This is a genomic window from Mesorhizobium sp. B2-3-2, assembly GCF_006442295.1.
Taxonomy (GTDB): Bacteria; Pseudomonadota; Alphaproteobacteria; order Rhizobiales; family Rhizobiaceae; genus Mesorhizobium.
The window spans coordinates 1-24,565 of the sequence record NZ_VFWA01000021.1 but is presented as its reverse complement, the minus strand read 5'-3'; the positions used below and the strand labels follow the sequence as shown (position 1 = coordinate 24,565).

Annotated in this window: 23 protein-coding genes and 1 pseudogene; 7 read left to right on the top strand and 17 right to left on the bottom strand. The window is 63.4% G+C overall.

What is annotated here, in order from left to right; genetic code table 11:
- Nucleotides 1-6: 6 nt before the first annotated feature.
- Nucleotides 7-366 (top strand): hypothetical protein, encoded by a 360-nt coding sequence (locus FJ964_RS28635; RefSeq protein ID WP_246676228.1) that lies wholly within the window; start codon nucleotides 7-9, stop codon nucleotides 364-366.
- Nucleotides 367-467: 101 nt separating this feature from the next.
- Here the strand turns inward: FJ964_RS28635 and pepN are convergent, their stop codons facing one another.
- Nucleotides 468-3,113 (bottom strand): aminopeptidase N, encoded by a 2,646-nt coding sequence (gene pepN / locus FJ964_RS28630; protein ID WP_140553901.1) that lies wholly within the window; start codon nucleotides 3,111-3,113, stop codon nucleotides 468-470.
- Between the two features lie 222 nt (nucleotides 3,114-3,335).
- On the opposite strand from pepN, the gene FJ964_RS28625 reads away from it, so the two are divergent.
- On the top strand, nucleotides 3,336-4,298 hold the full coding sequence (locus FJ964_RS28625; protein ID WP_140553900.1) for a DMT family transporter: 963 nt from the start codon (nucleotides 3,336-3,338) through the stop codon (nucleotides 4,296-4,298).
- A gap of 9 nt (nucleotides 4,299-4,307) precedes the next feature.
- Here FJ964_RS28625 and FJ964_RS28620 read toward each other — a convergent pair whose 3' ends face one another.
- The 3 genes from FJ964_RS28620 to FJ964_RS28610 form a co-directional block, all read right to left on the bottom strand.
- The gene (locus FJ964_RS28620) at nucleotides 4,308-5,111 is read right to left on the bottom strand and encodes a helix-turn-helix transcriptional regulator (protein WP_140553898.1); all 804 of its coding nucleotides are present in this window, start codon (nucleotides 5,109-5,111) and stop codon (nucleotides 4,308-4,310) included.
- A 48-nt stretch (nucleotides 5,112-5,159) separates the two neighbouring features.
- A complete protein-coding gene (locus tag FJ964_RS28615) occupies nucleotides 5,160-6,035 on the bottom strand; it encodes a uracil-DNA glycosylase (protein WP_140553897.1) in 876 nt (291 codons plus the stop codon).
- Between the two features lie 108 nt (nucleotides 6,036-6,143).
- Nucleotides 6,144-6,788, bottom strand: coding sequence for a hypothetical protein (locus FJ964_RS28610; protein WP_140517982.1), 645 nt, complete (start codon nucleotides 6,786-6,788; stop codon nucleotides 6,144-6,146).
- 221 nt (nucleotides 6,789-7,009) lie between these two features.
- Between FJ964_RS28610 and FJ964_RS28605 the strand changes: the two genes are divergently transcribed.
- Together FJ964_RS28605 and FJ964_RS28600 are read left to right on the top strand one after the other, a co-directional pair.
- Nucleotides 7,010-8,689 carry an electron transfer flavoprotein-ubiquinone oxidoreductase gene (locus tag FJ964_RS28605; RefSeq protein WP_140553895.1) on the top strand — a complete coding sequence of 560 codons (1,680 nt, stop codon included), beginning with the start codon at nucleotides 7,010-7,012 and terminating at the stop codon, nucleotides 8,687-8,689.
- Between the two features lie 137 nt (nucleotides 8,690-8,826).
- A complete protein-coding gene (locus FJ964_RS28600) occupies nucleotides 8,827-9,420 on the top strand; it encodes a DUF922 domain-containing protein (protein ID WP_140553893.1) in 594 nt (197 codons plus the stop codon).
- 13 nt (nucleotides 9,421-9,433) lie between these two features.
- Here the strand turns inward: FJ964_RS28600 and FJ964_RS28595 are convergent, their stop codons facing one another.
- From FJ964_RS28595 to FJ964_RS28580, 5 genes are all read right to left on the bottom strand, one after another.
- Nucleotides 9,434-10,462 (bottom strand): endonuclease/exonuclease/phosphatase family protein, encoded by a 1,029-nt coding sequence (locus FJ964_RS28595; RefSeq protein ID WP_140553892.1) that lies wholly within the window; start codon nucleotides 10,460-10,462, stop codon nucleotides 9,434-9,436.
- Between the two features lie 141 nt (nucleotides 10,463-10,603).
- Nucleotides 10,604-12,064 carry an AMP nucleosidase gene (locus FJ964_RS28590; protein WP_224713397.1) on the bottom strand — a complete coding sequence of 487 codons (1,461 nt, stop codon included), beginning with the start codon at nucleotides 12,062-12,064 and terminating at the stop codon, nucleotides 10,604-10,606.
- A gap of 101 nt (nucleotides 12,065-12,165) precedes the next feature.
- The gene (locus FJ964_RS28585) at nucleotides 12,166-12,360 is read right to left on the bottom strand and encodes a hypothetical protein (RefSeq protein ID WP_140553888.1); all 195 of its coding nucleotides are present in this window, start codon (nucleotides 12,358-12,360) and stop codon (nucleotides 12,166-12,168) included.
- A 54-nt stretch (nucleotides 12,361-12,414) separates the two neighbouring features.
- On the bottom strand, nucleotides 12,415-12,573 hold the full coding sequence (locus FJ964_RS31120) for a hypothetical protein (protein ID WP_181172646.1): 159 nt from the start codon (nucleotides 12,571-12,573) through the stop codon (nucleotides 12,415-12,417).
- 207 nt (nucleotides 12,574-12,780) lie between these two features.
- On the bottom strand, nucleotides 12,781-13,122 hold the full coding sequence (locus tag FJ964_RS28580; protein ID WP_140553887.1) for a DUF2147 domain-containing protein: 342 nt from the start codon (nucleotides 13,120-13,122) through the stop codon (nucleotides 12,781-12,783).
- A 448-nt stretch (nucleotides 13,123-13,570) separates the two neighbouring features.
- On the opposite strand from FJ964_RS28580, the gene FJ964_RS28575 reads away from it, so the two are divergent.
- Nucleotides 13,571-13,837, top strand: a complete 267-nt coding sequence (locus tag FJ964_RS28575; protein ID WP_010915070.1) for a sel1 repeat family protein — start codon at nucleotides 13,571-13,573, stop codon at nucleotides 13,835-13,837.
- Nucleotides 13,838-14,229: 392 nt separating this feature from the next.
- Nucleotides 14,230-15,351, top strand: coding sequence for a branched-chain amino acid ABC transporter substrate-binding protein (locus FJ964_RS28570; RefSeq protein WP_140553885.1), 1,122 nt, complete (start codon nucleotides 14,230-14,232; stop codon nucleotides 15,349-15,351).
- 151 nt (nucleotides 15,352-15,502) lie between these two features.
- Here FJ964_RS28570 and FJ964_RS28565 read toward each other — a convergent pair whose 3' ends face one another.
- From FJ964_RS28565 to FJ964_RS28540, 6 genes are all read right to left on the bottom strand, one after another.
- Nucleotides 15,503-17,464 carry an acetyl/propionyl/methylcrotonyl-CoA carboxylase subunit alpha gene (locus FJ964_RS28565; RefSeq protein WP_140553883.1) on the bottom strand — a complete coding sequence of 654 codons (1,962 nt, stop codon included), beginning with the start codon at nucleotides 17,462-17,464 and terminating at the stop codon, nucleotides 15,503-15,505.
- Entirely contained in the window at nucleotides 17,446-18,009 is a 564-nt protein-coding gene (locus tag FJ964_RS28560; RefSeq protein ID WP_140553881.1) for an O-acetyl-ADP-ribose deacetylase, read from the bottom strand. The genes FJ964_RS28565 and FJ964_RS28560 overlap by 19 nt, the downstream gene beginning before the upstream one ends.
- Nucleotide 18,010: 1 nt before the next feature.
- Complete coding sequence (locus FJ964_RS28555) at nucleotides 18,011-19,618, bottom strand: carboxyl transferase domain-containing protein (protein WP_140553880.1); 1,608 nt, start codon at nucleotides 19,616-19,618, stop codon at nucleotides 18,011-18,013.
- Between the two features lies 1 nt (nucleotide 19,619).
- Nucleotides 19,620-20,783: an isovaleryl-CoA dehydrogenase gene (locus FJ964_RS28550; RefSeq protein ID WP_140553878.1), complete on the bottom strand. Its 1,164-nt coding sequence runs from the start codon at nucleotides 20,781-20,783 to the stop codon at nucleotides 19,620-19,622.
- Between the two features lie 67 nt (nucleotides 20,784-20,850).
- The gene (locus FJ964_RS28545; protein ID WP_140553876.1) at nucleotides 20,851-21,501 is read right to left on the bottom strand and encodes a TetR/AcrR family transcriptional regulator; all 651 of its coding nucleotides are present in this window, start codon (nucleotides 21,499-21,501) and stop codon (nucleotides 20,851-20,853) included.
- A gap of 69 nt (nucleotides 21,502-21,570) precedes the next feature.
- Nucleotides 21,571-21,855 (bottom strand): acylphosphatase, encoded by a 285-nt coding sequence (locus FJ964_RS28540; RefSeq protein ID WP_140553874.1) that lies wholly within the window; start codon nucleotides 21,853-21,855, stop codon nucleotides 21,571-21,573.
- 171 nt (nucleotides 21,856-22,026) lie between these two features.
- Here FJ964_RS28540 and FJ964_RS28535 point away from each other — a divergent pair, with 171 nt between their 5' ends.
- Nucleotides 22,027-23,031, top strand: a complete 1,005-nt coding sequence (locus tag FJ964_RS28535; RefSeq protein ID WP_140553872.1) for a helix-turn-helix domain-containing GNAT family N-acetyltransferase — start codon at nucleotides 22,027-22,029, stop codon at nucleotides 23,029-23,031.
- A 36-nt stretch (nucleotides 23,032-23,067) separates the two neighbouring features.
- On the opposite strand, the gene FJ964_RS28530 is transcribed toward FJ964_RS28535, so the two are convergent.
- Together FJ964_RS28530 and FJ964_RS31570 are read right to left on the bottom strand one after the other, a co-directional pair.
- Nucleotides 23,068-24,180, bottom strand: a complete 1,113-nt coding sequence (locus FJ964_RS28530; protein ID WP_140553870.1) for a pyridoxal phosphate-dependent aminotransferase — start codon at nucleotides 24,178-24,180, stop codon at nucleotides 23,068-23,070.
- 246 nt (nucleotides 24,181-24,426) lie between these two features.
- Nucleotides 24,427-24,565 (bottom strand): annotated as a pseudogene (locus tag FJ964_RS31570) (porin); the annotation flags it as partial.

The window sequence follows — 24,565 nt, the reverse complement described above, 5'->3', positions numbered from 1 at the left end:
ACGCCTTTGTTCGCCCTGGCGGCGTCGGCAAAAACCAAGACATACGGCCCGAAGGAGGGCAAGGAAATTGCGCCCGGCATCAGAGTGGTGGAAGTCGGCACGGGAAACTCAGACATTCCTGCCTACAAAAGCATCTCAATCGTCGATGTCGTGTTTCAGCCCGGCGCACATGCCCCGGCGATGGTGATGGACAACGACATGGTATGCACCGTCACTGCCGGCGAATTCACGATCAAGAAGGCCGACAAGGAGTTCAAGCTCAAGGAAGGCGACATGTACACTTGCGCCAAGGGCAAGACCGACGAGGCGACGAATACGAGCGCCGAGGTCGGCGTGCATCGCATCGCCATGTTAATATCCGCGTAGGGAGGCGGGAATCCGTTCGAGCAGCGGAGGCACAGCCCGACGGGCCGGTGGCGTTGCCTTGGCATTGCCGCCGACCACCATGGTGGCCGCTTGGGTCTGGCTCACGCCAGCGTACGCTCGACAATATCGCTTAAATCCGCCGACAGGTTTTCGGCATTGGCGATCGAAAGCAGCGCTTCCCTGGCCTTGGCCTGCCGGCCAGGTTCGAGCGAACGCCACGACCGGAGCGCCGTTGCCAACCTTGCCGCCACCTGCGGATTGCGTTTTTCGACCTCGAGCACGGTCTGCGTGAAGAATAGGTAGCCTTCGCCGTCGGCGCGGTGGAAGCCGGTCTGGTTGGCACTGGAGAATGTGCCGATCAACGAGCGCACCCGGTTCGGATTGGCCATCGAGAAGGCCGGATGCGTGGTCAGGGCGCGAACCGTCTCCACCGCTTGCGGACCGGGTACGCTGGCCTGAATCTGGAACCATTTGTCCATGACCAGCGGGTCGGACGCATATGTCTCTTCGAAAGCCGCCAGTGCCTTGTTTGCCTCCGGCGAACCATGGTGGCGATGCGCGAGCACGGTCAGTGCCGCAGCGCGGTCAGTCATGTTGGTGGCCGACCGGAAGTGCTCCGCCGCAAGCCCGGCGCCGCCTGACAGCAGAGAGAGATAGTCGAGCATGACGTTACGCAGCGCCCGCCGTCCGGCGGAAGTTGCGTCCGGGCTGAACGGGCCGGCGCCGGCAAGCCGCTCGTAGAGGCCGGCGAACGCATCGCGGTTAGCCCTGGCGATTGCCAGCGCCAGCGCCTCGCGGGCAGCGAAGATGGCGTTGGGTTCGATGTTCTTGCCGATGTCGCGGGCTATGTCGGTCTCGCCCGGAAGGGAAAGCGCTAGCGCCCGGTAGGCCGGCTCCAGCGTCTCGTCGCTCGCGATCCTGCCGGCAAGCTCGGTCAGTCGCGCGGTGAAGCCAGGCTCAGCGCCGCCGAGAATCTGGCGGAAGGCCAGGATCAATGCATCCGTAAGCAGAGTGTTGAAGGTCTGCCAGCGCGAGAAGCTGTCGCTGTCATGGCCGGCAAGGAAGAACTGGTCATCGGTCTTCTGCTCGACGGCAAGCGTTATCGGCGCCGAGAAGCCGCGGTTCAGCGAAACCGCCGGACGTTCGGCGACACCTGAGAAGCGCACCACATGCCGGCGCTTGCGGATGTGGATGATGCCGTCCTCGACGCTGGCGCCGTCGACCGCGTCATAGGCGACCGGCTCGCCACCGGCGCCAATCAGACCGAAGGCGAGGGGTATGTGCATCAGCCGTTTGCGGCTTTCCGACGGGGTCGGCGGCACCGATTGCTCGATTTCCAGCGTGAATTCCCGCTCCGCCCGGTTATAGGTCGAGCTCACCGCCAGGTTAGGTGTGCCGGCCTGATGGTACCAGAGCGCGAATTGCGACAAGTCGCGGCCGGACACCTCCTCGAACACTGTCAGGAAATCCTCGATCGTCGCCGCTGTGCCGTCGTGCCGCTCGAAATAGAGGTCCATGCCGGCGCGGAAGTTACCAGGCCCGAGGATGGTACGGATCATGCGCACCACCTCCGAGCCTTTTTCGTAGACGGTCGCCGTATAGAAATTGTTGATCTCGCGATAGCGGCGCGGCCTGACCGGATGCGCCAGCGGCCCCTGGTCCTCGGGGAATTGATGAGCGCGCAGCGTGCGCACCTCGGCGATGCGCTTGACCGCACGGGAACGTTGGTCGGCGGAGAATTCGTGGTCGCGATAAACGGTCAGCCCTTCCTTCAGGCAAAGCTGAAACCAGTCGCGGCAAGTGATTCTGTTGCCTGTCCAATTGTGGAAATACTCGTGCGCGATGATCGCCTCGATATTGGCGAAATCGGCGTCCGTTGCGGTCTCCCGGTCGGCCAGCACGTATTTGTCGTTGAAGACGTTGAGGCCCTTGTTCTCCATCGCGCCCATGTTGAAGTCGGACACGGCGACGATGTTGAAGACATCGAGGTCGTATTCGCGGCCGAATGCCTCCTCGTCCCACTGCATCGATCGCTTCAAGGCATCCATGGCGTAGCCGGCGAGCTTCTCCTTGCCGGGCTCGACATAGATGCCGAGCTCGACCGTGCGGCCGGACATGGTGACGAAACTGTCGGCGACCCGGCCGAGATTGCCGGCGACCAGCGCGAACAGATAGGATGGCTTGGGGAAGGGGTCGTGCCAAATGGCATAGTGCCAGCCATCGCCGAGATCGCCCTTGTCGACCGGGTTTCCGTTGGACAGAAGCAGCGGTGCCTCGTCGCGGCTGGCTTCGATCCGCACGGTGTAGACGGAAAGGATGTCGGGGCGGTCGAGGAAATAGGTGATGCGGCGAAAGCCCTCTGCCTCGCATTGCGTGCAATAGACGTTGCTTGAGCGGTAGAGGCCCATCAGCGCTTCATTGCCCGACGGTACCAGCTCGGTCTCGATCGACAGCCGAAAGCGACGCGCGGCCGGGGGCTTGAGGATGGTCAGTCGGTCGGGCGTCACGGCAAAATCCGTCGGCTTGGCTTTCCTGCCGTCGATCTCGACGCGCCTGAGCGTCAGCCCGTCGCCGTCCAGCACAAGCGGCGCAGAGGCCGTGACGCCATCGCGGCGCTCGACGGTCAAAATTGCCGTGACGATCGTCGCCCCCGGCGAAAGACGGAATTCAAGGCTCGTTTCCGGAATGAGATAGTCGCTGGGGCGATAGTCTTCGAGTTTGAAGACCTGGCCAGTGTCGGTGCGCATTCCGTGGTTCCTGTCTTTCCGGGCCTGTCCTGCCCGTCCAAAAATTTGAAGTCCGCGCTCTTTACACGAACCGGCGCCTCGACAAAACTGCGAGAAGGTCTATTCAGACCCTCCTTTCCAACATCGCGAGGCAGTCATGGCCGCCGTCTACGACGTCAGGCATATCGAGAGACCGGCAACGCCGGCGCGCACCTGGGCAACCATGCGGGAAGCGGCGGGAGCGTGACAGCAGGCCCCGGCAACAGTGACAATACCGTAGGGTACAACACGCTCACTGGCATTATGCTGAAGATCGTCTCGGTGGCGGTCTTCGTCGGCATGTCGACCTGCATCAAGGCGGCGGGCACTGTGCCGGCGGGACAGATCGTCTTCTTCCGCTCCTTCTTCGCTATCTTTCCGATCATTGCCTTTCTGGCTTTCAAGGGAAATCTCGGCACGGCTTTCAGTACAAGCCGTCCGTTCAACCACATCGCGCGCGGCGTCGTCGGCGTCTGCGCCATGGGGCTCGGCTTCTTCGCGCTGACGCGGTTGCCGTTGCCGGAAGCAATCACGCTGAATTACGCCCAGCCGCTGTTGGTGGTGGTGTTCAGCTCGATTTTCCTCAGCGAAGCCATTCGTATCTATCGCTGGAGCGCGGTCGCCGTCGGTCTCGTCGGTGTGCTGATCATCTCCTGGCCGGAGCTGACGCTCCTGAGTTCCGGCGAGGCGCTCGACGACCAGGAGGTGCTCGGCGTCATCGCCGCACTGATAGCTGCGGCGATTTCGGCCGTCGCCATGCTGCTCGTGCGCAATCTCGTGCAAAGCGAGCGCACCGCCACGATCGTGCTTTGGTTTTCGGTGACCGCGAGCGTCATGGCGCTGCTGTCGCTGCCGTTTGGGTGGCAGGCGCTGACGCCGGGGCAGGCGGCCCTTCTTGTCGCCGCCGGCTTCTGCGGCGGCCTCGGCCAGATCCTGATGACCTCGGCCTATCGCCATGCCGAGGCATCGGTGGTGGCGCCGTTCGAATACACCTCGATGATCCTCGGCGTCGTGGCCGGCTATCTCGTCTTCGGCGATGTCGCCACGCTGAACACGCTGGCCGGCGGCCTGATCGTCGTTGCCGCCGGCATCTTCATCATCTGGCGCGAACGTCAACTCGGCCTGGAACGTACCCGCACGCGCAAGGCCGCCCCGCCGCAGGGGTGATCAGGAACGTTAAGCTCGCTCTTTGGCCAATCTTACCAGCGCCGTCCGCGTCTGCTCGTCGGCCGGAAAGAAGGACTCGATCGCCAGTTCCGACAGCGTCACGTCCAGCGGCGTGCCGAACACGGTGATGGTACTGATGAACGACAGCACCTGATCCCCATGGGCAAGCCGCAGCGGATGCACGATGCCGCTCGGCTCGACCGGCGCCGGCCGCCCACTCTTCAGGCCGGACGGATAACCGCGCAACTCACGCTCCAGTTCGATCAGCACCGGATCGCCTGACGCGTCGTTCTGGTGCTTCAGGCGTTCCAGCAGGTGCGCCCGCCACTCCGCGAGATTGACGATGCGCGGCGCGACACCTGCAGGGTGCAGGCTGAGCCGCAGCACGTTGACTGGCGGCTTGAGCAGCGAGGGCTCGGAAATGTCGGCCAGGAACGGCCCAATGGCAGTGTTTGCCGAAACGAGGTTCCAGTGTCGGTCCACCGCGAGCGCCGGGAACGGCTCGTGCCCTCGAAGCACCGTCTCGACCGCCGCCATGGCCGGTGCCAGCGAAATGTCGGTCAGCGGCCTTTCGCTGAAGCTCGGCGCAAAGCCCGCCGCCAGCAAGAGCTGGTTGCGCTGGCGAAGCGGGATCGAAAGCTGCTCGGCCAGGTGCAGCACCATGTCGCGCGAGGGCGCGGCCCGCCCGCTCTCGACGAAGCTCAGATGCCGCTGCGAGATATCGGCTTCCGTGGCGAGATCGAGCTGGCTCATCCGACGTCGGGTGCGCCATTCACGGATGAGGCTGCCGGCCGAGGTTTGAGGAGATGTCATGAGGGCATGGTTAGGGCGACGGCAGGCGCATTTCAATTACCCGCGAGGTCATGGAGAGGTGAGCGCTCTTAGCTTCGCCTTCACCTCGAGAAAATCCCGCCAGGCCAGCTTCTTGTGCGCCGGCGTCCTCAATAGATAGGCCGGGTGCAGCGTCGGCATCGCCGGAATAACGACGCCGGACGCTGTCGTGTGGGCGCGCCAGTTACCGCGCAGCCGCAAGATGCCTTCGCTCGTATTGAGAAGGGTCTTGGCCGAGGGCCCGCCGAGATTGACCAGCACCTTCGGCTTGACCAGTTCGATCTGCCTTTCGATGAACGGCCGGCAGATCTCGGTTTCGTGCGGCGTCGGCGTGCGGTTGCCCGGCGGCCGCCAGGGGATGACATTGGCGATGTAGACGGATGTCCGGTCGAGCCCGATCGCGGCCAACATGCGGTCGAGCAGCCGGCCGGAGCGGCCGACGAAGGGCAGGCCTTCTATATCCTCGTCACGGCCGGGCGCCTCGCCGACCAGCATCACCGATGCATCCGGATTGCCGTCGGCAAAGACCAGGTTCTTGGCGGTGAACTTCAGGTTGCAGCCGTCAAAAGTCGACATGTGCTGGCGAAGCTCGTCCAGCGTCGAGGCAGCCGAGGCCAATTCACGAGCCAGCGCCGCCTGCGCCTCGTCGGGCACCGCCGAAATGGGCGGGCGCGCCGGCGGAGCGTTAGGCACGGCGCTCGCATCGAGACGCGGTCGGGCCGCGGGTCGCTCCGGTGCTCTGCCATCGCTCGGCGCGACAGGCGGCGTCCGCTGCGCCGGCTTGGGCGCGGCTTCCGCGAAGCGGTTCACCGGCGCGTCCTCCAACGCCTCGTCGACGCCCGCGCTGGCATAGAAGGCGAGCAACTCGGCGACATCGGGTCGGCTGTTTGGGGAAGCGGCAGTCATAGCGCCACCATCGTTCGACTGGTCGCATATTGCAAGTTGGTGATTGGGGACATTGGCACAACCGGGCAATGACGGCCTGTCTGTGGCGGCGTCATAGCTCACCGCAACCTAACCCGTCGGTATGCGCGGGTCCTGCACCAGATAAAAGGTCCAGCGCGGCGTATAGTCGGTGATCAGGAATTCGAACCTGGCGGTCTTGAGCGGGTCGACCTTGCCGTTCTTGAACAGCAGACGGTCATACGGTTCAAAATCGCGGTCGAAATCGGCAAAATTGCTCGACCAGATGTTGTCAGGCGTCTTGTTGCGCTGGTCGAACGAAAGTCCGTCGCCGAAGACGCTCGGCTGATTGAGGACCTCCTGAAGCTCGAACTGGAATTCGATCCAGGCCTGGCCGCTGTTGTTGAGCACGTCCAAGCGCAAATACATGATGCCGTTGGCGAACTCGCCCGCCTTGCCGAACGCCTGGATCGGCTTGGTTGCACGGATGGTCAACGTCACCGGCGTCGCCGAATTCAGCTCTTCGGTGATGACGAGCGGATCGTCCTTGGTGCCGGTGCCGGAAGCGCCGGTGATTTCGAACCCGCCAAGCTCGTCGGAGAAGGAGTAGGCACCGGTGGCCCAGACTTTCACCTCGTCGGCAAAGGCATGGACCGGCGCCAGCAGGGGGAGGGCCGAAAGGAACGCCCGGCAGGCCCTGCCGGGCGTCGATGGGAAGCGCGTTGATGAGAAGCCGGCTGGCCCAGGAATGCGCATGGTGCGAAGTATGGCCGATAAGCAAGCCGTCGAACAATTAAAAAACGTACGCGTCGCCGGCAGGCCGGCGCAAAACGGGTGTCCTTCGGCACGATGCGCGACTTTTTGGCCAAATCCACGTTGTCACAGACGCGCCGGTTTCCTGTCGCGACTTGATGCGCTATGCAGCGCGGGAGCCAGCAAGATACGCGCAATAGCGACAAGCCAGTGCGGAGGGATTGATGAGCGATATCGAACGCGAAAGCATGGAATTCGACGTGGTGATCGTCGGTGCGGGCCCGGCCGGCCTCGCCGCCGCCATCCGCCTGAAGCAAGTCAATCCCGAGCTTTCCGTGGTCGTGCTGGAAAAGGGCGGTGAGGTTGGCGCCCATATCTTGTCAGGCGCCGTCGTTGATCCGATCGGCATCGACCGGCTGCTGCCGGACTGGCGCGAGGAACAAGACCATCCGTTCAAGACGCCGGTCACGGCGGACCATTTCTTGGTGCTTGGCCCCGCCGGCTCTTTCCGCCTGCCCAACATGATGATGCCGCCGCTGATGAACAATCACGGCAACTACATCGTCTCGCTTGGCAATGTCTGCCGCTGGCTGGCGGCCAAGGCCGAGGCGCTCGGCGTGGAAATCTATCCGGGGTTCGCCGCGGCCGGCCTGCTCTATAACGAGGAAGGCGCCGTCACCGGTGTTGTCACTGGCGACATGGGCGTCGAAAAGGATGGCACACACGGCCCGGGTTTCGCGCCGGGCATGGCGCTGATGGGCAAATATGTGCTGATCGGAGAGGGCGCGCGCGGCTCGCTCGCCAAGCAGTTGATCGCCAGGTTCAGGCTTTCCGAGGGCCGCGAGCCGGGCAAATACGGCATCGGCCTCAAGGAACTGTGGCAGGTCAAGCCGGAGAAGCACAGGCCGGGTCTCGTCCAGCACTCCTTCGGCTGGCCACTCGACCTCAAGACCGGCGGCGGCTCTTTCCTCTATCATCTGGACGACAATCAGGTGGCGGTGGGCTTCGTCGTCCACCTCAACTACAAGAACCCTTGGCTGTCGCCGTTCGAGGAGTTCCAGCGCTTCAAGACCCACCCGGCGATCGGCGGCACTTTCGAGGGCGCCAGGCGGTTGGGCTATGGCGCGCGCGCGATTACCGAAGGCGGCTGGCAGTCGGTGCCGAAACTGTGCTTCCCGGGTGGCGCGTTGATGGGCTGCGCCGCCGGCCTCGTAAACGTCCCGCGCATCAAGGGCTCGCACAATGCCGTGCTGTCGGGAATGCTGGCGGCCGAGCATGTCGCCGAGGCCATCGCGGCCGGCCGCGCCAATGACGAGCTCTCCGCTTACGAAGCCGCCTGGCGGGCGACAGACATCGGCAAGGATCTGAAGAAGGTGCGCAACGTCAAGCCGCTGTGGTCGCGCTTCGGCACCATCGCCGGCGTTGCCATTGGCGGGCTGGACATGTGGCTGAACACTTTGTTCGGCTTCTCGCCCTTCGGCACGCTGAAGCACGGCAAGGCCGACTACGCCACGCTAGAGCCCGCCGCGAAGCACAAGAAGATAGACTATCCCAAGGCCGATGGCGTGCTGACCTTCGACCGCTTGTCCTCGGTGTTCCTGTCCAACACCAACCATGAGGAAAACGAGCCGGTGCATCTGCTGGTGGCGGACATGGAGCTGCAGAAGCGTTCCGAGCATGACGTCTTTGCCGGACCTTCGACGCGCTACTGCCCTGCAGGCGTCTACGAATGGGTCGACAAGGACGGCAATGCCGCTGCCGATCCGGCGGCAAAGGACGTGCGCTTCGTCATCAACGCGCAGAACTGCGTCCACTGCAAGACCTGCGACATCAAGGATCCGAACCAGAATATCGACTGGGTGCCGCCGCAAGGCGGCGAAGGCCCGGTCTATCAGAACATGTGAGCGTGCCGGCTAAGCTGTCACGAAGAACATGCGAGCGGCGGCGGACTTGTCTGTCGCCGTCGACCGCCTGCCTCGATCAAGCCCGTTGAAGCCTCCCGCCGAGTGTGGTCTGCTCGGATCCGACAAAGGAGGCGGACATGCGCCTGACCAGCCCGACGATGCTCGCCATGGCCTTCATGCTGCTTTGCGCATCAGCCGCATCGGCGGGCACAAAGCTCACCGTTCACATCCGCACCTATGATGTCGCTGGAAATACCGGAGCCGCCCTTGTCGAGGCGATGGACCGGCTGGGGCCCAAGCATGGCTATATGACGCGCGCCATCGCCGAAACCGGTTACGCCGTGCATTGGGATCTCGATATCGTCCGGCAGGATGGAGCCTGCCATCTGCGGCAGGCCAACGGGACGCTCAACCTGACCTACACTTTCCCGCGGCTCTCGTCGGCAAGCCCAGTCCTGCGCAAGCGTTGGGACCGTTTCATGGTCGGCGTTCGCAAGCACGAGCAGACGCATGGCGGTATCGCGAGGCGGATGATGCGGGCCACCGAGACCGCGCTTGCCGGCCTGCGGCGCCCGGACAACTGGTTCTGCACCGGCACGCACCTCGAGGCGCGGCGCCGGATCAAGGCCATCTATGTCGAATATGAAGGCAGGCAGAACGCTTTCGATGCGCGCGAGCATCGCGGCGGCGGGCCTGTCGAGCACCTTGTCGAAGCGTTGACCAGGCCCTGAGAATGCCGAAGCATCAACCGCGCGGATTGTTTTGAAGGTCGCTCGCCGCGAGCGCGCTCTCATGCTCGTCATGGGGCTGCCTGTCGTCGGGGCGAAGCGAGAACTCCACGAGTACGGGGAGATGGTCGGAGCCGGTGTCTTCCAGTCGCGTTGACGACAGAATGGTCACGCCGCCCTTGCTGAACGCCTGGTCGATCGGGAGGCCTGCATAGCGGCGCAGGAAGTCGGGCAGCTTCCGGTGAATCCAGGTCGACCCGGCCGACGGCATGACGGTCAGTCCGCCGAGAGCGGCGACGCGCCGCACCGCGGCGCTCCATGGCACCGCGTTGCAATCGCCGGCCATGATGGCGGTTTGGCCGAGCGATGAAAGCTGCTCCGAGAGTTCGCCGATCTGCCAAAACTGTTCCCGCGGCCACGGCCAGCTGAGATGGATGGCGGCGACGTCGGCGCTTCTGCCGCCGAAATCGATGGTCGCAATGGCCATTGCACCCCGGCGCTCGCAATGTGGCGCGGTGCCGGCGACAAAGGGTCGCCGCGAGAGCAGCGCGACGCCGAAAACGCCGTTGGGATAGGGACAGAGGATCCGGTATGGATAGGCGCTGGCGATGTAGCCAAGCTCCGTCGCCCACATCGCCGACACCTCGTCCAGGGTGATGACGTCGGGATTGGTCCGGCCGATCAGTGACAGCACTTTCTTCGGCGTCGGGTTATCGTAGCGCAGATTCATCTGCAGCAGGCTGTAGACTGCCTGGTCGGTGGATTTGGCGACCGCCTGAACCGGCCATGGCCGGGGCAAGGCGGTCGAAGCGGTGGCAAGGGCTGCCACCGCAAAAACCAGGGCCGCGGCCGCTTGCAGGCGAAACGAGGTCGCCAGCAGCGGCAGCGCGCAAAGCGCCATCAGCACGGCGAGGTGGATGCGGAAATGCGAAAATGAATCGAACGCCGGGTGCAAGGCGCCGAAGAAGCCAGCCACCAGCGCGACCGAGAGCGTCATCATCACGATGAATACCAGTGAAGCCGCCATGTCTCGACTGCGTTTCATCGGATCAGATCTGCATGAGTTGCCAGCGATTGTCTTCGATCGGTTATCGGCAAAAATGCGGCTCAATCAAGATAGCGAATTGCTGGCAAGATAGCGAATCGCCGGCAAGACGGCGAATGGCTCTGGCGGCGCGCAGATCGGCTACTGGAAGGCCGTTTCCGAAAAACTTCTGAGCTTGCGCGAATGCAGCCGCTCCATCGGCATTTCCGAAAGCTTTTCCATCGCCCTGATGCCGATGGTCAGGTGCTGCGCCACCTGCCGCTTATAGAACTCGGTCGCCATGCCGGGCAGCTTCAGTTCGCCATGCAGCGGCTTGTCGGAGACACACAAGAGCGTGCCGTAAGGCACGCGGAAGCGAAAGCCATTGGCCGCGATCGTTGCCGATTCCATGTCAAGTGCGATCGCCCTCGACTGCGAAAGCCGCTGCACCGGTCCGCGCTGGTCGCGCAGTTCCCAGTTGCGGTTGTCGATGGTGGCGACAGTGCCGGTGCGCATGATGCGCTTGAGATCGTACCCCGATAGGCCGGTGACTTCGGCCACCGCTTCCTGCAATGCCACCTGGATTTCGGCCAGCGGCGGGATCGGCACCCAGACCGGCAGGTCGTCGTCCAGCACGTGATCCTCGCGCACATAGGCATGCGCCAGCACATAGTCCCCCAGCGCCTGCGTATTGCGCAGGCCCGCACAGTGGCCGAGCATCACCCAGGCATGCGGCCTCAGCACCGCGATGTGGTCGGTGATCGTCTTGGCGTTGGAGGGGCCGACGCCGATATTGACCATGGTGATGCCGCCATGGTTCGGCTTCTTCAGGTGGTAGGCCGGCATCTGTGGCAGGCGCTGCGGCGCCACCCCTTCGCTCGGCGCGCTCTGCCCGGCTTTGGTGACCACGTTGCCCGGCTCGATGAATTCGGCATATCCGCCGCCGCCATTCTCCATCAGGTCGCGGGCGCGCGCTACGAACTCGTCGATATAGAACTGGTAATTGGTGAACAGCACGAAATTCTGGAAATGCTGCGGCGTGGTCGCGGTATAGTGCGACAGCCGGTGGAGGGAATAATCGATCCGCTGCGCGGTGAACGGCGCTAGCGGCCTTGGTTCGCCGAACGCCACTTCGAACGTGCCGTTGGCGATCTGGTCGTCTGTACCGTCGAGATCCGGCACGTCGAACAGGTCTCGGATCGGCCGCTGGATACGCTCGGCCGCCGTTCCGTCGACATGTGTGCCTTCGAGAAAGGCGAAATGCAGCGGGATGGGCGTTGTCGATTCCGAGACCGTGACCGCGACCCCGTGGTTGCGCATGATCAGACGCAATTGCTCGACCAGATAGCGTTCGAACAGGCCCGGCTGGGTGATGGTGGTGGAAAAATGCCCCGGCGTCGGCATGTGGCCATAGGCTTGGCGTGAATCGATCTGGGTGAACGAGTTCGTCGTGACGCCGATCTTCGGGTAGAAGGCGCGGTAGCGCTTGCTGCTGTCGCCGCCGGCGGCAAGCGCCGCGAAGGAGTCGCGCAGGAACTTGGTGTTGCGGTCGTAGAGGGCTTGCAGCGCAGCGACCGCCTTCTCGGCGGTGTCGAAGCTTTGCCGGCCAAAAGGCTCGGGCATGACCACAGATTCGATGGCCTGGGGATAGATTCGCTTTTCCATGGCCCAATATAGAGATTTGGAAAGGCGGTTGGGAGGGGTGTCCCGATCGAAGGCGCAATTTATCCGCGCTGCAGGCTGACCAGCAGTACGAAACCGACGCCGGATTTCTTTAGTGCCGGGGCGTCGATCGTGGACTCGGCATCGGCACGCATCATCGGCACGGCCAGGACCGGTGCGGCAAGAAACGCCAGGATGAGCGCCGCCCGCGGCAGAAGCCGAACGGTTTTGAAGAGGTTGGCGGCGATGCGGTTCATGGTCTTGGCTTTTCTTTCGAGGTCTTGGTTTGGTCAGGTCTTTGGTTTCTGTCTTTAGGGGCGAAGGCTGGTCGGGCAGGCGAGGCGGCAGGTTCTGGAACTGGCCTCGTCCCAGGAACGGGCCGAACGGCCCGCTTCGGCGACGAGGATGGCGAAGAACATTCCAAACAGGCTCACCAGCAGGCAGACGATGGTGAAGCGGCGGGCGAGCATTGGTCGTGTCTCCTTCAACACGCAGGAGAATGCCCGGGCACGACTGAACCGGCTCTGATGCCGGCGTTCATCTGCCGTTCAAATTGGTTGATGGGTTTTGAGGCGGTGCTGGCCATAAGGAGCATGGCCGCCGGCACGGCATGCCAGGATCATGGAACGAAAACGGGGCCTGCCGGCCCCGTTTTCATGTCGCGAGGATGGGGTCGATCAGAGCTTGTGCCAGGTCTGGCTCTTGCAGATCAGCCCGCCGAGCACGCAGCCGCTCATTTTCAGCGAGGTGCCCGACAGTGTCGCCTTGCCGGAGTAGGTCTTGTCGTTTGCCGGGTCGGTTATGCTGCCGGTGTATTTGTTGTCGCCGGACGCCTTGAGCGAACCGATGGTCTTGCCGGCATATTTGCCAGACTTCAGCGTGATGGAAAATGAACCCGAGCCCCCGATGGCCGCGGTATCGCCGGCCTGCGTCTTCCAGTTTCCCTCGATCGGATCGGCCCAGGCCACACCGGTCAGGATCAAAATGGCCGCCAGGGCCAGGCTTGCTTTTCGAAACATCTTTCCTCCCTTGGATACCGGGCAGAAGGCTCCACCTCACCGGTCTGCCGCTTACGCAAACGTAAGCTAATCCAGCTTCCAGCAAAACAAAAGCGGTGCCGCTGCGGAAGCCCCGGCGATTTCAGAACCGCCAAAAGAAGCAATGTCGGCAGGGAACTGAGTGCATACGTAACCTCGTGTTTGTTTCGCGTGGTTAGCGGAGTGTTGATTCCGGTCGCGGAAATTTTCGTCAAATTTGGCGCAATCGGGCTGAATCGCTGGCTTTGTATCCTTAACGAATTTCCATGTTTACCTATTGTTTTAGCTTTGTTTTCCTCAAATTAAGCACGCCATTTAACGACGGATTCAAGCCTGCGCGGCATTCTCGAAAGCATCGAACGAGCGGCCCGGACAGATAAACGGAGGCAGCTCTCGGGAGCCAGACAGGGCCGGAACAGGGGATTGAAAAATGGCACGTTTTGAAATGCTTGAAGCAGGCTTCGGCGCCATGGGGGCAACCGCCCAGGCCGACATTCTTTTCGAACTGGGGATGATGTATGCGACCGGCCGCGATTGCGAGACCGACGTCGTGGCCGCCCACAAATGGTTCAACATCGCCGCGATCAAGGGTTCGGCCCGCGCCGCGGAATTGCGCTCGGAACTGTCGGCTGCGATGTCGAAGGTCGAGATCGCCAAGGCGCTGCGCGAGGCCCGCGAATGGATGACGATGCACTGAATATAAGGCAGGGCAGCCTTCCGGTCGCCGGACAAGGACAAGGCCGCGGCAAGACGGCCACGCAATAAAACCAAGAACGCGGCACGCCTGACAAGGCCAGCGGCGCGGCGGCCATGATCCGGTTTTCGGAAAGATCAGGGCAACAGGAAGACAGGGAAGGCGAGTTGGGTTCGAGTGCGGGGGGCGCTTGAGAAACAGCTCGACAGGCAAAGCCGCGACCGGCCGGAACAAGGCCGGCGCGGCTTTTGCCTTTTTGCTCCAGCGATGCTTCGCAGGCCCAATCGAGCGCCGCCAATGCGCCTAGACAGGCCACACGAAGGATGAAATTGTCCGGCCTCTCTGGAAGAAGCGTGGCCGGGGCGGCCGCGCGTGAGTGGAGGAGTCATACCACAATGAAAAAATTGAGTATTTTGAACGCGGCCATTTTCGGCCTGATGATGAGCACGCCGGTCGCCTTTGCCGACGACATCACCTTTTCGGTGGTCGGTCCGATGACCGGACAGCTCGCCACCATCGGCGACCAGTTCAAGCAGGGCGCGCAGGCTGCCGCCGACGCGATCAATGCCGCCGGCGGTGTCGACGGTCGCCAGATCAAGCTCGATATCGAGGATGACCAGTGCGACCCGAAGCAGGCGGTTTCGGTCGCCAACCGTATCGTCGCCAACGGCGTCAAGTTCATCGACGGCCACGCTTGCTCGGGATCGAGCATTCCCGCGTCCGCCGTCTATGCCGAAGCCGGTGCCCTGATGATGAGCCCGGCCTCCTCGAACCCGGTGCTGACCGACGCCGCGGCGAAGGCCGGCTGGCCGACGATCATGCGCCTCTATACGCGTGACGACGCGCAGGGCGCCTTCATCGGTCCGTGGATCGCCAAGAAATATGCCGGCAAGAACGTCGTCATCTTGCATGACAAGAGTGCGTACGGTCAGGGTGTTGCCGACGCGGTCAAGGCGACGATGAACGCCGGCGGCCTGAAGGAAGTGGACTATGAAGGCATCAATGCCGGCGAAAAGGACTATTCGGCGCTCGTCACCAAGCTCAAGGACCTCAAGGCAGATGTCGTCTATTTCGGCGGTTACCACCCGGAGGCTGGCCTGATCCTGCGCCAGTCGGCGGAACAGGGCATCAAGTTCCAGCTGATCATGCCGGATTCGATAGCCTCGCCGGAGTTCTGGCAGGTTGCCGGCCCGGCCGGCGAAGGCACCATGTTCGTCTTCCCGTCGGATCCTCAGGCAAAGCCGGAAGCCAAGGCAGCCGTCGAAAAGATCAAAGCCGGCGGCTTCGTGCCGGAAGGCTTCACGCTGTTCTCTTACGCCACGATCCAGGCCTTTGCGGAAGGCATCAAGCGTGCCGGCAGCGATGATCCGGCCAAGGTGGCCGAGGCGCTGAAGAACGGGCAGCCAATCAGCACGGTTGTCGGAAATGTCACCTTCGACGAGAAGGGCGACCTCAAGAACGCCAGCTACGACATCAACCAGTGGCACGACGGCAAGTACGCGCCGATCCAGCCGTAATCGCTGCCTATATTGATGATGGCCGGGCTCGTCCCGGCCATTTCATTTCTGCCTGTGTGTCTTGCAATGGACATATAACGGCGGTCGACATTCTACGGCGCCTCTCTCTGTCCGGCAGGACAGGGACGCTTGGCATCCGGCAGCGAGGCTGTCAGCCTTGCATATCCTCGAACCGCACCAGCACGGTGCCCTCGGTAACCTGGGCGCCCTCGGTGGCGATCTCGGCGATCACGCCATCATGCGGCGCGGCGATGGTATGCTCCATCTTCATCGCCTCGAGGATAAGCAGCGGTTGCCCCTTCATCACCGTATCGCCCTTTGTCGCCCGCACCAGCTTGACCAGCCCCGGCATCGGCGCGCGCAAGCTGCCTGACGCCGCCGCCGCATCATCGCTTCTGGCCAACGGGTCCGGTACCGCGAAGGTATAGCCGATCGCGCCTTCGAATATTGTGATGTGGCCTGGCCAGCGGGCAAGGCGAGGAACGGCGCGAAGGTCATGCGAATTGGCACTGTCATAGGGTGCATGGAGCGTCACCTGGCAACGGCGGTCTGGCCGTACCGAAACCTTTGCCAGAATATCCTCATCGCCAAACCTCAGCCGGATCCGTCGCGCCATGCCATGGAAATGCGTGTAGCCGGCAAGCGACGACCATGGATCGTCCGATGGTGTCAGCGCGCCCGCCCCGGAGGCCGCAATGGCCGCGGCCGCGACCGTTTCGCCGCTCGGCGGCGCAATCTCGGTCAGCGCCTGCTGATGCCGGCCTATCAGGCCGGTATCGACATCGCCCGCCGAAAAGTCCGGATCGGTCACCAGTGCGGCGAGGAAGGCGGTATTGACGATCGAACCGGCGACCTCGGTTCGCGCAAGCGCCGCGCCGAGTGCCTCCAGCGCAGCCGGCCTGTCCCTGCCATGCACCACCAGCTTGGCGATCATCGGATCATAATAGGGAGAAATGGCGTCGCCGGCCCGCACGCCGGTTTCGACACGCATGGCCGCCCCTTGGGGGACCATGTCGGGAAATTTCAGATGATGCAGCGTGCCGGTCGCAGGCAGAAACTCCCTTGCGGCATCCTCGGCATAGAGGCGCGCCTCGAAGGCGTGACCGGCAAGCTTTATCTCGCCTTGCGTTTTCGGCAGCTTCTCGCCGGATGCCACGCGCAACTGCCACTCCACCAGATCGGTGCCGGTGACCATCTCGGTGACGGGGTGCTCGACCTGCAGCCTCGTGTTCATCTCCATGAACCAGAAGCGGTCAGGCTTCAGGCCTTGCGAGGCATCGACGATGAATTCGATGGTGCCGGCGCCGCAGTAGCTGATCGCCTTGGCGGCCTTCACCGCCGCCTCGGTCGTCGCCTTGCGCAACGCCTCCGTCATGCCGGGGGCGGGGGCTTCCTCGATAACTTTCTGATGGCGTCGCTGCGCCGAGCAGTCGCGTTCGAACAGATGGACGGCATTGCCGAAATTGTCGCCGAAAACCTGCACCTCGATGTGGCGCGGCTTGTCGATGTATTTTTCCACCAGCACACGGTCGTCGCCGAAGGCGGATTTCGCCTCGCGTCGCGCGCTGGACAGCGCTTCGGAGAACTCATCGGGGTGCTCGACCCGGCGCATGCCCTTGCCGCCGCCGCCGGCGCGCGCCTTGATCAGCACGGGGTAGCCGATTTCGCGTGCCTTGGAGGCCAGGACCACGATCTCCTGCGCCTCGCCATGGTAGCCCGGCACCACGGGCACGCCGGCCTTTTCCATCAGCCGTTTGGCGGCATCCTTCAGCCCCATGGCGCGGATAGAGGCCGCCGACGGGCCGATGAAGGTGAGCCCCGCGGCCGCCACCTGGTCGACGAAATCAGGATTTTCCGACAGGAAGCCATAGCCGGGATGAATGGCCTGCGAGCCTGTCGCCAAGGCAGCCGCGACGATCCTGTCGCCGCGCAAATAACTGTCGCTGACAGGCGAGGCACCGATATGCACCGCCTCGTCGGCCATCTCGACATGCAGGGATTTCGCATCGGCATCGGAATAGACGGCGACGGTGCGCACCCCCATCCTGCGCGCCGTGCGGATCACCCGGCATGCGATCTCGCCCCGATTGGCAATCAGGATCTTTGTGAACATGGAGCCTCCGTGGCCTGCGTTTGCCTCGAGGATGCAACGGCCTTGCGGTATAGCTCCGCCATTTGTTCGTCGAAGCAGCAGAAGATGACGGTCTGCGGCGTCGTATTTCGGCTCAAGAAGCTGTTTACGGCGCCGACAGCGATTGCTGCCGCCTCATCCCTCGGATAGCGGTAGATGCCCGTCGAGATCGCCGGAAAGGCGACCGAGCGGCATTCCTTCTCGGCGGCGATTTCGAGCGAGCGCCGATAGCAGGAGGCGAGCAACTCCGCCTCGTCCTCGCCGCCGCCCTGCCAGACCGGACCGGCCGTATGGACGACGTAGCGGGCCGGCAGCCGATAGCCCCTGGTCAGCTTCGCATCGCCGGTCTTGCAGCCGTTGAGCGTGCGGCATTCGGCGAGGAGTTCCGGCCCCGCCGCCCGGTGAATGGCGCCGTCCACCCCGCCACCGCCGAGCAGCGAGGAATTGGCCGCGTTGACGATGGCGTCGACATCCAGCCTGGTGATGTCGCCGATGTGAATGCGGATCCTGTCCTGCATCTTGCCCATCTCACATCCTGAACACGCCGAAGCGCGTTTCCTCGATCTCCACGTTGAGCGCGGCCGAGAGGCTGAGGGCCAGCACCTCGCGTGTCCTTGCCGGATCGATGATGCCGTCGTCCCATAGCCTTGCGGAGGAATAGAGCGGGTGGCCTTCATGCTCGTATTTCATCAGGATCGGCTTCCTGAACTTGGCTTCCTCCTCGGCGCTCCATTCGCCGCCCTTGCGCTCGATGCCCTCGCGCTTGACCATGGCCAGCACCGTCGCCGCCTGCTCGCCGCCCATCACAGAAATGCGGGCGTTCGGCCACATCCACAGGAAGCGGGGCGAGTAGGCGCGCCCGCACATGCCGTAATTGCCGGCGCCGAACGAGCCGCCGATGATCACGGTGACCTTGGGCACGCGGGCGGTGGCGACTGCCATCACCAGCTTGGCGCCGTCCTTGGCGATGCCGCCTGCCTCATATTTGCGCCCAACCATGAAGCCGGTGATGTTCTGCAGGAAGACCAGCGGAATCTTGCGCTGGCAGCACAGTTCGATGAAATGCGCGCCCTTCAGCGCGCTTTCGGAAAACAGCACGCCATTGTTGGCGATGATGCCGACCGGCATGCCGTGAAGATGGGCAAAGCCGGTGACGAGCGTGGTGCCGTAATTCTGCTTGAACTCATCGAACTCCGAACCGTCGACGAGGCGCGCGATTACCTCGCGCACGTCATAGGGCTGGCGCAGATCCGTCGGCACGATGCCGTAGATCTCATCTGCGGGATGAAGCGGCGGAATTGGTTTCCGCACGGCAAGGCTTACTGTCTTGTTCCGATTGAGGTTCTTGATGATGCGCCGGCAGATGGCCAGCGCATGTTCATCGTCGAGCGCGTAGTGGTCGGCGACACCGGAGAGCCGTGTATGGACGTCGGCGCCGCCGAGATCCTCGGCGCTGACATCCTCGCCGGTGGCGGCCTTCACCAGCGGGGGGCCGCCGAGGAAGATGGTCGCCTGGTTGCGCACCATGATCGTCTCGTCCGACATTGCCGGCACATAGGCGCCGCCCGCCGTGCACGAGCCCATGACGCAGGCGATCTGCGGGATGCCTGAGGCGGACAGGTTGGCCTGGTTGTAGAATATGCGCCCGAAATGCTCGCGGTCGGGAAACACCTCGTCCTGGTTGGGCAGGTTGGCGCCGCCGCTGTCGACCAGGTAGACGCAAGGCAGATTGTTCTGCAGCGCGATCTCCTGCGCCCGCAGATGCTTCTTCACCGTCAGCGGGTAATAGGTGCCGCCCTTCACCGTGGCATCGTTGACGACGACCATCACTTCCGTGCCTTCGACGCGGCCGATACCGGCGATGATGCCGGCGGACGGAATATCCTCGCCATACATCGACCACGCGGCGAACTGGCCGATCTCGAGGAAGGGCGAGCCGGTGTCGAGCAATTGCGCCAGCCGCTCACGCGGCAGCAGCTTGCCACGCGCGACGTGGCGCTCGCGCGCCTCCTCCGAGCCACCGCGCTCGACGCTCGCGGCCTTTTCCGCAATATCGGCGACCAGCACCCGCATGCGTTCGGCATTGGTGTGGAAGGTATCGGAGGAGGAGGATATCTGGGTCTGGAGGACAGCCATGCTATACCCCCTCCGCCATGATCTCGCGGCCGATCAGCCATCGCCGGATTTCGCTGGTGCCGGCACCGATTTCATAGAGCTTGGCGTCGCGTAACAGCCGGCCAGTCGGATAGTCGTTGATGTATCCGTTGCCGCCCAGAAGCTGGAGCGCGTCAAGCGTCATCTGCGTTGCTTTTTCGGCGGCAAAAAGAACGCAGCCTGCGGCATCCTTGCGACTGGCCTGGCCGCGGTCGCAGGCGGCGGCGACCGCGTAGACATAGGCGCGCGCGGCGTTCATCGTCGTGTACATGTCGGCGAGTTTGCCCTGCACCAGCTGGAATTCCCCGATCGCCTGGCCGAACTGCTTGCGCTCATGCACATAGGGCACCGCGACGTCGAGACAGGCGGCCATCAGGCCGATCGGGCCACCGGACAGCACCGTGCGCTCGTAGTCGAGGCCGGACATCAGAACCTCGACGCCACGCCCTTCCTCGTGCAGCACGTTGTCGAACGGCACCTCCACATTTTCGAAAACCAGTTCGCCGGTGTTGGAGCCGCGCATACCGAGCTTGTCGAGCTTTTGCGCAACCGAAAATCCGGCAAAAGCCTTTTCGACGATGAAGGCGGTGATGCCGCGCGCATGGCGCTCCGGATTGGTCTTGGCATAGACCACCAGCGTCTCGGCGTCCGGGCCGTTGGTGATCCACATCTTGGTGCCGTTGAGCACGTACCGGTCGTTGCGCTTTTCGGCGCGCAGCTTGAGCGAGACGACGTCGGAGCCGGCGCCGGGCTCCGACATGGCCAGCGCGCCGACGCGCTCGCCCGAGCAAAGCGGCGGCAGGAATTTCTCCTTCTGCGCCGGCGTCGCCCAGCGGTTGATCTGGTTGACGCAGAGATTGGAGTGGGCGCCGTAGGACAGGCCGACCGAGGCCGAGGCCCTTGAGATCTCCTCGACGGCGATCACGTGGGCGAGATAGCCCATGCCGCTGCCGCCGAACTCGGGATCGGCGGTGATGCCGAGGAGCCCGAGATTGCCGAGTTCCGCCCAGAGATGCGCCGGGAATTCGTTCGAGCGGTCGATTTCCGCCGCGATCGGCGCGATCCTGTCCTGGGCGAAGCGCCGCACCAGGTCGCGCAACGCCTCGATATCCTCGTCATGCCCGAAGCTGAGCGTGTTCGTGTACATCCCGGTTCCTCCTGCCGCACGACCCCGAAAAATCGCCTTGGATTTTCGGAAAGGTCATGCGCGAAAATCAAAGTGCTACAGCATCCTTTGCGCGTCCAAACGGACGCGCGGCGCTGTAGGCGTCGGTCCTCGCGCCGACGAGCCGCATTGTCATCGAAAGATATATCGCCGTGACTTCAGCGATCGACAGCCGCTCGCCCGGCCTGAACCAGACGATGACGCCGGTCATCATCTGGATCAGCGCCATGGCGGTGAGGCCGGTGTCTTCGACGCTGAACACATTGGCCTCGGCGCCGTCACGCAGAATGGCGCGCAGTTCCTTCTCATAGGCCGTGCGCATCCGCAGTATCTGCGTCAGCCTTTCGGGCGACAGGCTGCGCAGTTCCATGTTCGAAACATGCGTCGCATGGCGGCGGGCGATGTGGAAGGCGATGTGGTTCTCGACATAGGCCGAAAGCCGGCTTGCCGGATCGGCATCGGCGGGCCGTGCGGCGTTCCAGGCTGCGATCAACTCCTCCATATGCTCGCGCATCAGCGTGAACAGCAAATCCTCCTTGGTCGGGAAATAGCGATAGAGCGCGGCCGCCTGCACGCCGACTTCGGCCGCCAGCTGGCGCATCGACATCGCCTCATAGCCGAGCCGCGCGATCAGGTTGACCGCCGCCTCGCGGGCTGCCGCCTCGGTCTTCCCGCCATCGGATCCGGTCGTGCGCGCCAAATTAGCCTCCTTGACGTGAATTAATAAAACGAACGTTCAATTAATTCAAGAGCTATGCCGAAACCCGCGTCACGCGTCGATCCGGAAGCCGGTAAGGAGATTGCCGGACGCCGCATCTTCAACGTCAACCCCGGAAACGGACGCTCCCGGCGGTCCTTTCCAAAGCCGGCCGACCATGGTCGAGACGGCCTCGCCTGTGCCGGCAATCTCGGCGGTCACCGAGCCGTCCGCTTCATTGCGCACCCAGCCCGCGAGCCCAAGGCTGGCGGCCTGGCTTCGGACCCAGATCCTGTAGCCGACGCCTTGCACCTTGCCGTGGGCCCGCACACGCACTGCCTTGCGATCGTCAGCCATTTTGTCTCTCCCGAGGCTTGTCTGCTGGAATCTGGCGCAGGCGACGGGGAATGCAACAGGCCGGTCGAACGAGGATGGAGGAGGGGGCCCGAGTCGAGCTCGAATTTAATTGACTCAGTCCACTAAATTTCTCACACTATGGCCATCATCATAATCAAGGGCTGAACGCATATGCTGGACCAACGCAGTGCCTTGGTGGCCGATATCAGGCACTTCAACCGTTTCTACACCCGCACTGTCGGCCTTCTCGACGAGACCTTGACGCAGAGCCCGTTCACGCTCACCGAGGCGCGTGTCCTGTTCGAGCTTGGCCACCGGGATCGCCCGGCGGCGGCGGAAATCGCCGGTGAGAGAAGCTTCCTTTCCGGAGTGTTCGACATCGACATCGGTCCGGCCGCTTCCGACATCGCCAAGCAACTGCGTCTCGACGCGGCCTACCTGACGCGGATCCTGCGAAAGTTCGCCGGCGAGGGCCTGACCGAGACCCGGACCGATCCGGTCGACCGGCGAAGGCGTATCCTGTCGCTGACGGCAAGGGGGCGGGCCGCCCTTGCCGGTCTGCAGGCCGCGGCGGACCGCGACACCTCACGGCTTATCGAGAACCTGCCCGACCACAGCTTGGCCGAACTCAGCGACGCCTTGCGCAAGGCAGCGGAGCTGCTGGGCGATCCGGCGGCTGAAGGCCAGGCGGCGGCCCCGGTGGTGACGTTGCGTCCGCATCGCGTCGGCGACATTGGCTGGGTGGTTCAGCGTCAGGCCCAGCTCTATGCCGAGGAATATGGCTGGAACATCGAGTTCGAAGCCTTGGTTGCCGAAATCGGAGCCGACTTCATCCGCAATTTCAAGCCAGGGCGCGATTTCTGCTGGATTGCCGAACGCGCCGGCGTCCCGCTTGGCGCGGTGTTTCTGGTTCACCAGGACGACGAGGTCGCGAAACTGCGGCTGCTGCATGTCGAGGCTGCGGCGCGCGGGTTGGGCATCGGCAAACGTCTGGTCGCGGAATGCGTGAACCAGGCGCGCGCCTGCGGCTACATCAAGCTCGTTCTGTGGACGAACGACATTCTGGTCGCCGCCCGCGCGATTTATGAGCGCGCCGGGTTCAGACTGGTTTCACAGGAGCGCCATCACAGTTTCGGCAAGGAACTGACCGGCCAGAACTGGGAGTTGGATCTCTGACGGGCCGGCAGGTGTCGCCGCGATGGCAACACTCGTTTAGTTTCCACGGGCGGCGGCCAGTGCGCCGGGCAGTTCCTCGGCAAAAATGTCGAGCTCGTGGTCCAGTCCGACGCTGACGCGGATGCAACGATCAAGCCCCGGCGCCATCGGCTTGCGGATGAAGACGTCGCGCGACAACAAGCCTTGCAGGATCTTCAGCGCGAAAGCGCCGTCGCGGCCGCAATCGATGGTGACGAAATTGGTCGCCGACGGCAGCGGCGTCAGCCCGTTCTGTTCGGCTATCTGCGCGATGCGCCGGCGCCCTGCCGCCACCCGCGCCACCACTGAATCCAGATAATCCCGGTCGGCGAGCGCCTCGACGCCCGCGACCTGCGCCATGCGGCTGACGCCGTAGTGGTTGCGGATCTTCTCGAAATCGCTGATCACCTGGGCCTCGGCGACCGCATAGCCGCAGCGTATGCCGGCAAGCCCGTAAGCTTTTGAAAAGGTGCGCATGCGGATGACGTTCGGCCGCGAGACGTCGATGGGCGGCAGTGCGGAGGCCGGCCCCAATTCTCCATAGGCTTCGTCGAGCACGAGCATGGTGGTTTCCGGCAGCGCTTCGATGAAGCGCGTCAGTTCGGCCGCTTCCCACCAGCTTCCCATAGGATTGTCCGGATTGGACAGATAGACCAGCGGCGCTTTCTCCCTGGCGGCCGCAGCCAGCAGCCCTTCCAAATCCTCGTGGTCGTTCGCATAGGGCACGGTGACAAGCCGCCCGCCGACACCGGCAATGTGGAAGTTGAAGGTGGGATAGGCGCCGAGCGAAGTGACCACCGCATCACCAGGCGCCACATACATGCGCGCCACCAGGCCGAGCAGGCCATCGATGCCTTCGCCGACCACGACGTTCTCGACCTTCAAATTGTGATGCGCGGCCGCGGCCACCTTCAGGTCGTGATTGTCCGGATCGCAATACATCCACATGTCGCGCGCGATCTCAGCCATCCGGGCGATGACGCGCGGCGACGGCCCGAAGCTGCTCTCATTGGCGCCGATGCGGGCGCGGAACGCACGCCCGCGCTCGCGCTCCTGCGCTTCGGGGCCGACAAACGGCACGGTCGACGGAAGCGCTGCAACGAGCGGCATAAGGGGAGGGCGCAGACGCATGGCAAAAGCTCGCGTGAGGGAAGGGGCTTCTTGCTAGCGCGGTCAGTAGGCGGGTGCAAGTTGCGCGAAGCTAGATCCGCGATGCTGGATTCTTTCCTCTTAAGTGAGACGCAATCAGCAACCGTTTGCTGCCTGCCTGATCCAAACACCTGGTGTGCTCCCTCCGGTGCGGAATCGCCCAGTAGTAAATCCAATAAAAAACCCGGCGGTTGCCCGCCGGGTTTCGATGTCACGAAGCGATAGCCCTTAGAACGAGCGCTGGAAGCGGAGGATGCCGCCGATGCTGCTCTTCTTGTCGGCGCCGGTAAAGTTGGAGAAGTCGGCGTCGTCGAACTTGCCTGCGTTGAGGTAGTCGACTTCGGCCGTGACCGTGAAGCCCGGGACG

Bases quoted from the DNA above. Each gene is read 5' to 3' on its own strand.
- FJ964_RS28610 (WP_140517982.1), bottom strand. From the start codon at position 6,788: ATGCGCATTCCTGGGCCAGCCGGCTTCTCATCAACGCGCTTCCCATCG.
- FJ964_RS28580 (WP_140553887.1), bottom strand. From the start codon at position 13,122: ATGTTTCGAAAAGCAAGCCTGGCCCTGGCGGCCATTTTGATCCTGACC.
- FJ964_RS28595 (WP_140553892.1), bottom strand. From the start codon at position 10,462: ATGAAACGCAGTCGAGACATGGCGGCTTCACTGGTATTCATCGTGATG.
- FJ964_RS28620 (WP_140553898.1), bottom strand. From the start codon at position 5,111: ATGACATCTCCTCAAACCTCGGCCGGCAGCCTCATCCGTGAATGGCGC.
- FJ964_RS28565 (WP_140553883.1), bottom strand. From the start codon at position 17,464: ATGTTCACAAAGATCCTGATTGCCAATCGGGGCGAGATCGCATGCCGG.
- FJ964_RS28615 (WP_140553897.1), bottom strand. From the start codon at position 6,035: ATGACTGCCGCTTCCCCAAACAGCCGACCCGATGTCGCCGAGTTGCTC.
- FJ964_RS28530 (WP_140553870.1), bottom strand. From the start codon at position 24,180: ATGCGTCTGCGCCCTCCCCTTATGCCGCTCGTTGCAGCGCTTCCGTCG.
- FJ964_RS28590 (WP_224713397.1), bottom strand. From the start codon at position 12,064: ATGCCCGAGCCTTTTGGCCGGCAAAGCTTCGACACCGCCGAGAAGGCG.
- FJ964_RS28570 (WP_140553885.1), top strand. From the start codon at position 14,230: ATGAAAAAATTGAGTATTTTGAACGCGGCCATTTTCGGCCTGATGATG.
- FJ964_RS28550 (WP_140553878.1), bottom strand. From the start codon at position 20,783: ATGTACACGAACACGCTCAGCTTCGGGCATGACGAGGATATCGAGGCG.
- FJ964_RS28585 (WP_140553888.1), bottom strand. From the start codon at position 12,360: ATGAACCGCATCGCCGCCAACCTCTTCAAAACCGTTCGGCTTCTGCCG.
- FJ964_RS28600 (WP_140553893.1), top strand. From the start codon at position 8,827: ATGCGCCTGACCAGCCCGACGATGCTCGCCATGGCCTTCATGCTGCTT.
- FJ964_RS28555 (WP_140553880.1), bottom strand. From the start codon at position 19,618: ATGGCTGTCCTCCAGACCCAGATATCCTCCTCCTCCGATACCTTCCAC.
- FJ964_RS31120 (WP_181172646.1), bottom strand. From the start codon at position 12,573: ATGCTCGCCCGCCGCTTCACCATCGTCTGCCTGCTGGTGAGCCTGTTT.
- FJ964_RS28605 (WP_140553895.1), top strand. From the start codon at position 7,010: ATGAGCGATATCGAACGCGAAAGCATGGAATTCGACGTGGTGATCGTC.
- FJ964_RS28560 (WP_140553881.1), bottom strand. From the start codon at position 18,009: ATGGGCAAGATGCAGGACAGGATCCGCATTCACATCGGCGACATCACC.
- pepN (WP_140553901.1), bottom strand. From the start codon at position 3,113: ATGCGCACCGACACTGGCCAGGTCTTCAAACTCGAAGACTATCGCCCC.
- FJ964_RS28535 (WP_140553872.1), top strand. From the start codon at position 22,027: ATGCTGGACCAACGCAGTGCCTTGGTGGCCGATATCAGGCACTTCAAC.
- FJ964_RS28575 (WP_010915070.1), top strand. From the start codon at position 13,571: ATGGCACGTTTTGAAATGCTTGAAGCAGGCTTCGGCGCCATGGGGGCA.
- FJ964_RS28540 (WP_140553874.1), bottom strand. From the start codon at position 21,855: ATGGCTGACGATCGCAAGGCAGTGCGTGTGCGGGCCCACGGCAAGGTG.